Genomic DNA, 12,849 nt, shown 5'->3' on the forward strand with positions numbered 1-12,849 from the left:
GGGGAATTCAAATGGGATTTTTCAGTAGTAATAAAGACATGGGAATAGATTTAGGAACAGCAAATACACTTGTATTTGTAAAAGGTAAAGGTATCGTTTTAAGCGAACCTTCAGTTGTAGCAATAAATAGTGCAACAAGAAAGCCTCTAGCTGTTGGTGCAGAAGCTAAGCTTATGATAGGAAGAACACCGGGTAATATAGTAGCTATTAGACCATTAAAGGATGGTGTTATAGCTGACTTTGATGTTGCACAAACAATGCTAAAGAAATTAATAGAAAAGGTAACAAGCAAAAGTGCATTTACTAGCCCAAGAATAATAGTATGCTACCCATCAGGAGTAACTGAAGTAGAAAGAAGAGCAATTGAAGAAGCAGCTAAATATGCTGGAGCTAGAGATGTTGTTCTTATGGAAGAACCAATGGCTGCTGCAATTGGAGCAGGACTTCCAGTAGGTGAACCAACAGGAAGTATGATAGTTGATATTGGTGGAGGTACAACTGAAGTAGCAATAATATCTTTAGGAGGTATTGTTACAAGTAAGTCATTAAGAGTAGCAGGTGACGAATTAGATCAAGCTATAATGGCATATATTAAGAAAGAATTTAACCTTATGATAGGTGAAAGAACAGCAGAACAAGTTAAAATGGAATTAGGTTCAGCTTATAAAATAGATGAAGAAGTTAAAGAGATGGATATAAAGGGAAGAGATATGATTACAGGACTTCCAAAGACTGTAACTGTTTCAGAAGATCAAATAAGAGATGCATTAAAAGAACCTGTATATGCAATAATCGAATCAATAAAAACAACATTAGAAAAAACACCGCCTGAATTAGCAGCAGATATAATGGAAAAAGGAATAATGTTAGCTGGTGGGGGAGCTCTTTTAAAGGGCTTAGATATGTTAATTAACCACGAAACAAATATGCCTGTTCATATTGCAGAATCACCACTTGATTGCGTAGTATTAGGAGCAGGAAAAGCTCTAGATAACTTTGATGAATTAAGTAAAACTCAAAGAGGGCAATAATGAGGTTTCTAAAAAATAAACTGGCAGCAACTATAATAGTGCTGTCAGTTGCCTTTTTCGGCATAATTATTTATACAATTAATAATGACACAAAAGATATTGTATCTAGTGGTGCAGGGAGTGTGGTGAGCCCGTTGCAAAAAATTGTATATAAAATAAATAATAAAATAAAAGGATCTTTAGATTTCTTTTTAAACTTTTCTGTAATTAAAGAAGAAAATAAGAATTTAACAGAAGAAAATATAGAACTAAAGAACAAATTGTTAGAATATAACACATTAAAAGAAGAAAATGATAGATTAAGAGAAGTTCTAAATTTTAAAGATTCAAAAAATAATTATGATTTTTTAGGCTGTGAAATTATTGGATATAGTCAAGGAAACTTTGCAAGTGGATACACTATAGATAAAGGTGAAAAAGATGGTTTGAAAAAGGGAATGGTTGTAGTTGCTAATAAAGGATTAGTTGGACAAATAACTTCTACTGGATCAAATTGGGCTATAGTTGAAAGTTTAATAAATGAAAATATAGCTGTATCTATAATGGTAAATAGCACAAGAGAAACAACAGGAATTTTAAAAGGATATAAAAACCATAACAATGATAATCTTACACAGGTAACAAATCTTCCGATAAATTCCACAATAAAAGAAGGGGATGTAATAGTAACATCAGGTCTTGGTAAAATTTATCCGAAGGAAGTTAGAATTGGAGAAGTTGTATCTGTAGAAACTGATGATGTTAAGGTGATGAAGAGTGCCATAGTAAAACCTTATGTAGATTTTAATAAGTTAGAAGAGCTTTTTGTGGTTATTCCAAAGGAAACGAGAGAAATTAAGTATGAGAATTAAGAGGTAGTATATGAAGAAGTGGATTTTAGTTTTAATTTCAATATTGCTATTAGTATTAGATAATTCTCTTATGCCATTTTTAGCTATAAAAGGTGCTTTTCCAAGCTTGCTATTTATTTTTGCAATAGCATATTCAATTATAAAAGGAAAGAATGAAGCAGTATTTATAGGTGTACTATCAGGAGTTTTACAAGATATTTTCTTTTATAACGGATTTGGAATAAATTCATTAATTAATATGCTACTATGCTTGTTAGCAGCTGTTATAGGCGAGAATATATATAAGAATAAGAAACTTATACCAGTTATAACATCGCTTATAGTATCCGTTTTAAAGGTATTTATGGTACTTATAATATTCAAAGCTATAAATAAAAGCATTAACATTGATAAAGCTTTAATATCAACAATATATAATACTATAGTAATGTTTTTAGGGTATAATTTTGTTTTAAAACTTTGTGATAATGAATATGATAGAAGATCATGGAGGTTTAAATGATAGTAAATAAACCAAAAAAGAAAAAAAGAATATCTAGATATACAGTATTAAATATAATAATGGGTATTATATTTTCTGTTATAATATGCAAATTAGTTTACATTCAAGTATATAAACATGCAGATTATCAAGAAAAAGCTGATATTAGCTCAACTAGATTTATATCTCAAAAAGCACCAAGAGGTAAAATATATGATAGTCAAGGCAATATTTTAGCTACTAATATACAAACTTATGTTTTAACATACACTCAAACAGATGAGTCACAAAAGAATTTTTATGAAACAATGGATTCTACTATGAAAATACTTTCTGAAAACGGAGAAAAGGTACAAGATGATCTGCTTTTGAAAATTGATTCTAATGGAAAGTTTTATTTCGATTTTAAAACAAATGATCCAGCAACGAGAAAATCTGTTGAATTACGTTTTAAAAGAGATAGAGGATTAAATGAAGCAGTACAAAAAAGACTTTTCAAAGATAAAAAGGGAGATTTAACAGATTCAGAGTTAGAAAAAATAAATGAAGAATTGCTTAAAATATCTCCTGAAGATACATTTTATGAATTAGTTAAAATATATGATATGTATGAACTTCTTAAACATGATCCTAATCTTAGTGAAGAAGAAAAGAAGTTTACAAAAGACGAGATACAATCCTTTATTGATATGTCAGCAAAGGATATGACAAATTTAGTTTTAGAAAAATATACTACAAGTGAAATAAGAAGATATATGGTTATAAAGGATTCTATAAAAATGCAAAGTTTTAAAGGGTATAGAGCAGTAACCATAGCTTCAAATATAAAAAAAGATACAGCTTTTATAATTTATCAAAAACTTAATGATTTACCAGGGATAGATGTTAGCTTAGAGCCTATAAGATATTATCCTTATAATAATTTAGCATCGAGTTCTTTAGGATATTTATCACCAATAGATAGTTCAAAGGAAGAAAATTATAAATTAAGAGGATATGAAGTATCCTCAGATATAATAGGTGTTGCAGGAATAGAAGCTGCCTTTGAAGACCAATTAAAAGGTGTAAAAGGTGGTTCAACAGTTAAAGTTAATTCTAAAGGAAGAGTTACAGAGGAACTATTTAAACTAGATTCTTATCCAGGAAATAATGTTCATTTAACTATAGATAAAAATGTACAATATGCAGCGGAACAAGGCATGAAAGATACAATAGAACGTATAAGAACTCAAGAAGGACAGCCAGGAGCTACAAGAGGATCTGTTGTTGCTATAGAAGTTAACACAGGTAGAGTTTTAGCTATAGTAAGTTATCCAGATTATGATCCTAATCTATTTTCAGTGCCAGGAAAGCTTTCACCAGAGGATTCTAAAAAGTATTTTAATCCTGACTTAGAGACTTTTGGAAAAGAATATATCTCTAAGACACACGCTGGGGGAAGTTTAGATGAACTGTTCCCTAAAGATGATGAAACTGGACTTAGAACAGATAGATTCGACGTTTATCCAAGAAACTTCTTTAATTATGCAACTCAAGGTTTATTACCACCTGGTTCAACATTTAAACCGTTATCTGCAATTTCAGGTTTAATGGAAGGGGTAATAACTCAATATGAGTCAATGAATGATACAGCAGGGATTTGGAAAACAGAAGAATTATCCAATCTTACGTTAGAAAACTTTAAAAGAATTCCAAATGGACCTACAGATGTAAGAAAAGCATTAGAAGTTTCATCTAACTATTTCTTTTATGAGTTAGGCTATAGAATGTATAAAAATAATGGTGGGAATATAAAATCTTTAGATTCTTTAGCTAAATATGTTTGGAAATTTGGTCTTGGAGTAGATCCAAATAGTTCTCAAGCTAAAAAACCATCAACAGGAATAGAAATTGAAGAGAATTTTGGTCAAACATATAACTTTGAATCTTGGAAAAAACAAATAGTTGAAGAACCTATGTACACATTAGTATCAGATTTAGAAGCAGGAGCATATAGATTCTATAGTTTTGTTCCTTTTGATATATCTAAAAATGATGAGGATTCTGATGAACTAAAAGAAGCGAAAATATCTTTAAAATCCAAAATTACTGAGACATTATCTAAAGTTGGTACAAGTGAACAAGTTAAAGATACAAATACTTTTTTACAATATATTCTTGAAGATGTAAAAAAAATAATGAATATATCACCAAAGTATAAAGCTAATGTTGAAAGCAGAGAAAGTTCAAGTGGAAAGAAAGTAGATATAAATGATCAAGCAGAAGTAGTTGCAGAAGCTATAGCTGATTACACTATTTCAAGTAAAGCTACAGAAATTATTTCACCAGCTCAAATAGTATATGATGCTATAGGGCAAGGTATGAATAGATTTACCCCAGTTCAGCTAGCTAATTATGTAGCAACTTTGGGAAGTGGTGGAACTAGATACAAGGTTAGATTAGTTGATAAGATAACATCTCCAACAGGTGAAGTAATTCAAGAATTTAAGCCTGAAGTAGTAGACAAATTAGATATACCAGAAGAATATCTTAATGCAGTTAAGGACGGTATGTATAGAGTAAATACAAGTCCTGCTAATGGAGTTGCTTATCAATGCTTTGCCAACTTCCCAATAAAGGTAGGTGGGAAAACTGGTACTGCCGATTTTGGAACAGAAGAACAATATAATTTCCAAGGTAGAAGACCTTATGGTAACTACATTAGTATGGCGCCGTTAGATAATCCTAAGATAGCAATTTTTTCCACTATTTACGATGGTAATAAAGGTAGTTCAGATGCTACAATTCATAAAGCTATATATGAAGCTTATTTTAAAGATGAGTTATTAAAAAAAGATCCCAATTATGGATCTAAATCAGAATCCTTTAGAAAATATGTTCTTGAATCACCATTAAAGGATAATAAAGAAACAACAATAAAAGAATAAAATAAGCAACAATAATATGATTAAGAAAAAACCTAGTTTAATCTCATTTTAATGTATTGATTTAATAATATTGAGATTAATCTAGGTTTTTTTGATTTTTTATTTAGATATGTTATTTTTTGTTGTTTAATGTTATAATTACAGGGTATAATTATAAATATGCAATAAATAATTTCAAAAAAATATAAGAATTTGAATTAATTGGTGGAGGGTGGCCAATGAAGGATGATAGAATTCAAATAAGAGGTACCAAGGAAGGTATTAATGCTATAATTGATATGGAAAAGTTCACAAACTTTGATGAAATGCTAGAATTGCTATTAGAGAAGCTAACAGCAGGAAAAGCTTTTTATAAAGGATCTACACTTAAGATAATAGCAGATCTTAAAAAGGTAAATGAAGTTGACATAGTAAAACTTAAGGATATATTGTTTGAAGAAATATTAATTAAAGATTGTGTTTTTGAAGAAAGAGAACAAAAAGTACAAAAAGAAAACAAAATTTTTAATGGAGTATATGAGGGAAAAACAAAATTTTTAAGGAAAACAGTAAGAGGAGGTCAATTAATAAATTACCCAGGAAATATTGTAATAATAGGGGATATAAATAATGGTGCAGAAGTATATGCCGGTGGAAATATTGTAGTTTTAGGAAGAATAAAGGGACAAGTACATGCAGGGGTTGGTGGTAATAAAAAGGCTATTATATCAGCTTTTAGCTTGCAACCTGAAATACTACAAATTGCGGAAATAATTACAATAGCACCAGATGATGGTGGAAAGCCATCTTATCCAGAGTTAGCTAAGATCAAAGATGATATGATAGTGGTAGAGCCTTATTTACCTAATAAGTATATATATTAATAATGGAGGGATATAAAATGGGAATTTCGATAGTTATTACATCAGGAAAAGGTGGAGTTGGTAAAACAACAACTACAGCAAATATTGGTACAGCATTAGCTGCTTTAAACAAAAGGGTAGTAGTTGTTGATGGAGATACAGGATTAAGAAATTTAGATGTTTTAATGGGACTTGAAAATAGAATTGTATATACAATAACTGATGTTATTGAAAATAGATGTAGATTAAAGCAAGCTTTAATAAAGGATAAAAGATATCAAAATCTTTGTCTTTTACCAACTGCACAAACAAAGGATAAAGATGATATAAGACCACAAGATATGCTAAAACTTATAAACCAGCTAAAAGAGGATTTTGATTATGTATTAATTGATTGTCCAGCTGGAATAGAACAAGGATTTGAAAATTCAGTAGTTGGAGCTGATAAAGCTGTAGTTGTTGTAAATCCAGAAATAACCTCAGTTAGAGATGCAGATAGAGTAATAGGAAAACTAGATTCAAAAGGTTTAGATGACCATTCAGTTATAATAAATAGATTAAATTATGAAATGACTCAAAGAGGAGATATGCTAGATATACCAGATATCATAGAAACTCTTTCAATTGAATTATTAGGAGTTGTTCCTGATGATAAAAACATAACTGTTTCAACTAATAAAGGGGAACCGATAGTTTTAGATGATAAATCAACATCAGGACAAGCATTTAGAAATATAGCTAAAAGATTAACAGGAGAAGAAGTTCCTTTAATGGATTTAAAATCAGAAAATGAGGGATTCTTTGCATCATTAAAAAAATTATTTAAACGTTAATGGGGGGATATGAGAGGTGGAATTTTTTAAGAAGTTTTCAAATAAACCTACGCCTAAGGAAGTTGCTAAAGATAGATTAAAACTTATATTAATTCATGATAGAGGCGATTTACCTCAGGAAACACTAGAAAAAATAAGAACAGAGATATTAGGAGTATTATCTAAATATATAGAAATTGAAGCAGATGATGTTGAAATTGCTGTTAGTAAGGCTGAAACTATAGAAGGGAATAGTCCAGCGTTAGTTGCTAATATCCCAATAAAAAATATTAAAGGAAGATAAAGTAATGACTTAGAACTTAATTATATAGGTTCTAAGTCTTTCTTCATTACATATAATAGACAACTTCAAAAATATTTTACATAAATAGAGAGAATAAATTAATAATTTCTTAAGTTTAGTGAATTTTATTATATTTATATAGAGAAAATAATATTTTTTGGATATAATAAAAAATGAATTATTGAAATTGGAGGTGAAATATGCTATCCCAATTTAAGATAGAATTTAAAAAGTTAAAAGAAATAGATAAAACAATGCTTTTTTCAATGGTTGCATTAATGATATTTGGAATAATTAATATATACTTATCAAGTAAAGCAGAGTTTGGTGTTCTATTCCTAAAAAGGCAGTCAATATGGTTTGTTATATGTATGGTTGCGCTTTATTTTATAATTGCTATAGATTACACTTTATTAAAAGGATATACGCCAATATTTTACTGGGGATCGATTGTTCTATTAATTGTAACAATTTTTATTGGAACTGATATAAACGGTGCTAGAGGATGGATAAGACTTGGACCTTTATCCTTTCAGCCAGCAGAGTTAGCTAAAATAGCTACAATTATGATGTTAGGTAAGCAGTTAGATGAGATGGAAGGTACAATGAATGAATGGAAGAACTTTCTAACTATGGCCTTTTATGCAATTGTACCAGCTGTATTTATAGTAACACAACCTGATATGGGAATGACTATGGTGTTATTTTTTATAGTTGTAGGTATATTTTTTGTAGGTGGATTAGATATAAGAATTATTGGTGGTGGATTACTTTCTTTAGTTTTAGTATTACTTTTGGTTTGGAATTCAGGAGTAATTCAAGATTATCAAAAAAGAAGAGTTACATCATTTTTAAATCCAGAAGCAGACAGCTCAGCAGCGGGATATCAACTTAGACAATCCTTAATAAGTATTGGTAGTGGCGGAGCCTTTGGTTTAAGAGGTGAAAAGGGGAAAACTGAAGTAAGTGGTTATGCTGCTCAATATGTTCCGGAAGTTCATACAGATTTTATATTTGCAAGCTTAGGAGAACAATGGGGATTAGTTGGAGCATTATTATTATTATTATTATATGGAATGTTAATTTCTAAGATGATAGCAATAGGTAGGACGGCAAAAGACAAATTTGGTTCAGCAATATGTATTGGATTAGCAGCATATTTCTTATTTGCATTGTGGCAAAATATAGGAATGACAATTGGGTTAATGCCGATTACAGGAATAACACTTCCTCTTATAAGCTATGGAGGAAGCTCTCTATTAACAACAGTTTTATCTATAGGATTGATTTTAAATATAGGAATGAGAAGAAAGAAAATATACTTTTAAATAAGAACAAAGGAGATATGCCATTAAGAATGGTATATCTCCTTTACTTTTGTCATAAATAATTATTTCTGTAAATATAATTACATTATTAAGAGATAGGAGTGAGGTGTATGAGCGATTATAGTAGGGAATATAGAGATTACTATAACAGTTTAAAAAGTAAAGTTGGTGGAGGAGAACAAAGTAAGGAAAAGATCAAACAAGAGAATGCTGCACTTCATAGTACAGAAAGTGATATTTATCCTATTGTAAAAAGTCAGTATGGGGGAAGTTATCAAAGGGGAAGTTATCAAAGAGAAAATTATCAAAGGGGAAGTTACGGATACAACTATAGAAATAGTTATCAAAATGGACAAGATGATAGTAAGAAAATGGGGTATATTAACTGGTTTATTATTAGATTGATAGGGACTTCATTACTATTTTTATTAGTATTTTCATTAAAGATACTTCCTAATAAAGAAGCAAAGGATATTTATGCTACATGTAAGGAGGTTGTTAGCACAGATTTCCAATATAAAGACTTTTTCAATAATTTAAAGAATATTTCAGGTGATTATAGTGAAGTTATAGATGGTACCTTAAAAGGACTAGAAGATAAATACACAGATGTTTTAAAAAATATTAAATCTGCTAGAGGAGATGTAAAAAGCTTTAATAATATTGGAAATACAGATAATATAGATGATTTAAATACTGAAAATAAAGACTAGAAAAATAATAGTTTAATTATAATTTTATATTTGGAGGGATTATGCAGTAATTTTTAGGGAGATGTAGATGAGAAGAGAGACGAAAAGATATTTAGCAGAAATAGTATTAATAATATTAGTATGTAGTTATAATCAAGTGTTTTTATTAGCATTTATTTGGGTTATTTTGCATGAGTTAGCACATGTGGTTATGGCTTTACTTTTTGGATGCAAATTTTATAACATAGAAGTTCATATTTTTGGGATGAAGGCCGAACTTTTGGAATTAGATGGACTAACAGATAGAAAAAGGATACTTGTATATTTATCAGGAGCTATGTTTAATATAATAATGGCATGTATTATGTTTATAATTTGGAAAAATACAAATTCAGAAATTATATTAACAAATATGGATTTAAATATTGGTTTAGCTATTTTTAACTTATTACCAGCATATCCGTTAGATGGAGCTAGAGTTTTAGAAATAGTGCTTTCAAAGAAAATATTATTTAAAAAGGCTCAAAAGATAATTAGTGGTATAAGTTACTTTATAGCAGTAATATTTTTCTTCATATCATTAGGGATTTTTATATTTCTACATAATGTTAATATAAGTATGATTTTAGGTGGAATAATAATAATATATATTACAAGAGTGGAACAAAAAACAACGATGTATATTACTATGAGAAACATAGTGAAAAAAAGAAATAAACTAATAAAAAATAAGTATATAGAAAATAAATCATTATCTGTTTATTACAAGCATTGTCTTGTTAATGTTTTAGGATTAGTTGATAGAAATAAATTTAATACATTTTATATACTAGATGATGACATGAATCTTTTATATACTATGCATGAAGATGAGTTAGTAGAAGCCTTGAAAATATATGGTAATATAACCTTAGAGGAATATATGCATGAAAGATATGGGAATTAGTAATTCATTTACTTTTTATCTGCATTTATGCTAGAATAGTAAAGATATAAAAGAAGTATAGAGATATACTTCTTTTTTGGTTAGGAGGGAAAGTAATGAAAAAAATTACAGATCATATTTTACATAAGGTTGAAAAACCATCAAGATATGTTGGTGGAGAACTAAATCAAGTAATTAAAAATCCAAAAGATGTTGACATAAGATTTGCATTCTGTTTTCCAGATGTATATGAAGTGGGGATGTCTCACTTAGGAACTAGAATACTTTATCATACAATAAATCAAAGAAAGGATACTTATTGTGAAAGAGTTTTTGCACCATGGCCAGATATGGAAGCAGAACTTAGAAAAAATGAAATTCCTTTAATGACTTTAGAAACAAAAGATCCATTAACAGAGTTTGATATGTTAGGATTTACTCTTCAATATGAAATGAGTTATACCAATATATTAAATATGTTAGATATGGCAAATATAACTATAAGGGCATCAGAAAGAGGAGAAGATGAACCTATAGTTATGGCTGGTGGACCATGTGCATATAACCCAGAACCTCTATATGATATTGTAGATTTCTTCGAAATTGGAGAAGGGGAAGAAATGATGAATGATGTCCTTGAGGTTTATAGAAAATATAAAGGACAGGGAAAGAAAAAAGAATTTTTAAGAGAAATATCAAAAATAAGAGGAATTTATGTACCATCATTATATGATGTTACTTACAATGAAGATGGTACTATAAAAGAATTTAAACCGAAGTTTGATGATGTACCAAAAACAATTCAAAAAAGAGTTGTAAACAATTTTGATAATGTAGATTTTCCAATAGATATGATTGTACCATATTCAGAAATAGTACATGATAGAATAGTGTTAGAAACTACAAGAGGATGTACTAATGGCTGTAGATTCTGTCAAGCTGGTATGATTTATAGACCAGTTAGAGAAAAAACTACAGATACATTATTAGAACAAGCTAGAAAGATGATAGAAGCTACAGGATATCAAGAAATATCTCTAGCATCATTAAGTATTTGTGATTACTCAGATATACAAAATCTTGTAAGTAGTTTAATACTAGAGCATAGCTCTAAAAATGTAGGGGTTGCATTACCATCAATTAGAGTAGATGCCTTTTCAGTAGATTTAATTAAAGAAATACAAAAGGTTAGAAAAACAGGACTAACATTTGCACCAGAAGCTGGCTCTCAAAGAATGAGAGATATAATAAATAAAGGATTAACAGAAGAAAGAATATTAGAAGCTACAAAGAGTGCTTTCGAATCAGGTTGGAGTACTATTAAACTATACTTTATTTTAGGATTACCTTATGAAGAAATAGAAGATGCAGCAGGCATTGGTGATCTTGCTCAAAAGATGGCTGATGTTTATTATGGTATTCCAAAGGAAAAAAGACAAAAGGGATTAAAAATTACTGTAAGTACATCTATACTAGTGCCAAAACCATTTACACCATTCCAATGGGCTCCAATGGCTAGACCAGAAGAAATTTGGGATAAGATAGATGCTGTAAAGGGTGCTATAAAATCTAGAGCAATTAACTATAATTATCATGAACAAAAAACTTCATTTATGGAAGCTGTATTTGCAAGAGGAGATAGAAGAACTTGTGACGCTCTTATAAAAGCCTTTGAAAAGGGTGCTAAATTTGATGGATGGTCAGAGTACTTTAATTATGAGTTATGGCTTGAAGCTATGAATGAATGTAATTTAGATGCAGAATTCTATGTATATAGAGAAAGAACTTATGATGAAGTTCTTCCATGGGATTTTATAGATATTGGAGTAAATAGAAAATATCTAGAAGTGGAAAATGAGAAAGCAAAGAAAGCTGAACTTACTCAAAACTGTAGAAAAGGATGTACAGGTTGCGGAATAAATGTAAACTTTAAAGAAGGGAAGTGTTTTGAAGGTGCGTTATGTAATTAAATTTACTAAAGATACAAGTATAAAATTTATATCACACTTAGATTTAATGAGAACTATACAAAAGGTTATTAGAAGAGCGGATTTGCCAATACAATACTCAAAAGGTTTTAATCCACATATGGCACTTTCATTAGCACAACCACTTTCAGTTGGAGTATATTCAGATGCAGAATACTTAGATACTGTTTTAGTTGAAGAGTTAGATGAAAAAGAATTAATAGATAGATTAAATTCAAAATCTGCACAAGGAATAAAGTTTTTAAGTGCACATAAAGTTATAAACAAAGAGGGGGAAAAGAAACTTCCTCAAACAATGGCATTAGTAGATGCAGCTAGATTTACAGTTAAAATGTTATGCAGTGATGCAAAAGATGTTAACGAAAAAATGGAAGCTCTAGTAAAAGAAAATGAATGGAATACAATAAAGAAAAGTAAAAAAGGTGAAAAAGAAGTAAATCTAAGATCACTTATAAAAGAAATGAAATATTGGGTAAAGGATGATGAACTTATACTAAACCTGTTAGTGGCATCAGGAAGTAGAGAACATCTATCACCAGATTTAGTAGCAAGCTTTATAAAAAGTAAAATTGATACTATAGTAGGAGACGCATTTGTAGATATAAAAAGAGAAGAGATGTATTTATTAAAAGATAGTAATTATGTACCTCTATATAAATGTATTTAGG

General features: G+C 29.4%; 12 protein-coding genes. All 12 read left to right on the plus strand.

The features are described 5' to 3' along the window. Positions 1 to 11: 11 nt before the first annotated feature. The 12 genes from ACYQ1T_RS09230 (at position 12) to ACYQ1T_RS09285 (ending at position 12,848) form a co-directional block, all read left to right on the plus strand. The gene (locus ACYQ1T_RS09230) at positions 12 to 1,031 is read left to right on the plus strand and encodes a rod shape-determining protein (RefSeq protein WP_459834184.1); all 1,020 of its coding nucleotides are present in this window, start codon (positions 12 to 14) and stop codon (positions 1,029 to 1,031) included. Then, positions 1,031 to 1,882: a rod shape-determining protein MreC gene (gene mreC, locus ACYQ1T_RS09235; protein ID WP_459834186.1), complete on the plus strand. Its 852-nt coding sequence runs from the start codon at positions 1,031 to 1,033 to the stop codon at positions 1,880 to 1,882. Before ACYQ1T_RS09230 ends, mreC begins: the two co-directional genes overlap by 1 nt. A 10-nt stretch (positions 1,883 to 1,892) precedes the next feature. Then, positions 1,893 to 2,384: a rod shape-determining protein MreD gene (mreD, locus tag ACYQ1T_RS09240; protein WP_459834188.1), complete on the plus strand. Its 492-nt coding sequence runs from the start codon at positions 1,893 to 1,895 to the stop codon at positions 2,382 to 2,384. Further along, on the plus strand, positions 2,381 to 5,290 hold the full coding sequence (locus ACYQ1T_RS09245; protein WP_459834190.1) for a penicillin-binding transpeptidase domain-containing protein: 2,910 nt from the start codon (positions 2,381 to 2,383) through the stop codon (positions 5,288 to 5,290). The genes mreD and ACYQ1T_RS09245 overlap by 4 nt, the downstream gene beginning before the upstream one ends. A 218-nt stretch (positions 5,291 to 5,508) precedes the next feature. Beyond that, positions 5,509 to 6,153 (plus strand): septum site-determining protein MinC, encoded by a 645-nt coding sequence (gene minC, locus ACYQ1T_RS09250; protein ID WP_459834191.1) that lies wholly within the window; start codon positions 5,509 to 5,511, stop codon positions 6,151 to 6,153. Between the two features lie 17 nt (positions 6,154 to 6,170). Continuing rightward, positions 6,171 to 6,965, plus strand: a complete 795-nt coding sequence (minD, locus tag ACYQ1T_RS09255; protein ID WP_459834192.1) for a septum site-determining protein MinD — start codon at positions 6,171 to 6,173, stop codon at positions 6,963 to 6,965. A 16-nt stretch (positions 6,966 to 6,981) separates the two neighbouring features. Beyond that, entirely contained in the window at positions 6,982 to 7,248 is a 267-nt protein-coding gene (minE, locus tag ACYQ1T_RS09260; protein WP_459834194.1) for a cell division topological specificity factor MinE, read from the plus strand. Positions 7,249 to 7,448: 200 nt separating this feature from the next. Then, complete coding sequence (gene rodA / locus ACYQ1T_RS09265; RefSeq protein ID WP_459834196.1) at positions 7,449 to 8,576, plus strand: rod shape-determining protein RodA; 1,128 nt, start codon at positions 7,449 to 7,451, stop codon at positions 8,574 to 8,576. A gap of 110 nt (positions 8,577 to 8,686) precedes the next feature. Then, complete coding sequence (locus tag ACYQ1T_RS09270; RefSeq protein WP_459834198.1) at positions 8,687 to 9,289, plus strand: hypothetical protein; 603 nt, start codon at positions 8,687 to 8,689, stop codon at positions 9,287 to 9,289. A gap of 67 nt (positions 9,290 to 9,356) precedes the next feature. Continuing rightward, on the plus strand, positions 9,357 to 10,214 hold the full coding sequence (locus ACYQ1T_RS09275; RefSeq protein WP_459834200.1) for a site-2 protease family protein: 858 nt from the start codon (positions 9,357 to 9,359) through the stop codon (positions 10,212 to 10,214). 95 nt (positions 10,215 to 10,309) lie between these two features. Then, a complete protein-coding gene (locus tag ACYQ1T_RS09280; RefSeq protein ID WP_459834202.1) occupies positions 10,310 to 12,163 on the plus strand; it encodes a TIGR03960 family B12-binding radical SAM protein in 1,854 nt (617 codons plus the stop codon). Further along, on the plus strand, positions 12,147 to 12,848 hold the full coding sequence (locus ACYQ1T_RS09285) for a TIGR03936 family radical SAM-associated protein (RefSeq protein ID WP_459836505.1): 702 nt from the start codon (positions 12,147 to 12,149) through the stop codon (positions 12,846 to 12,848). Before ACYQ1T_RS09280 ends, ACYQ1T_RS09285 begins: the two co-directional genes overlap by 17 nt. Position 12,849: the final 1 nt, after the last annotated feature.

It is taken from the genome of Clostridium carnis (assembly GCF_054657435.1).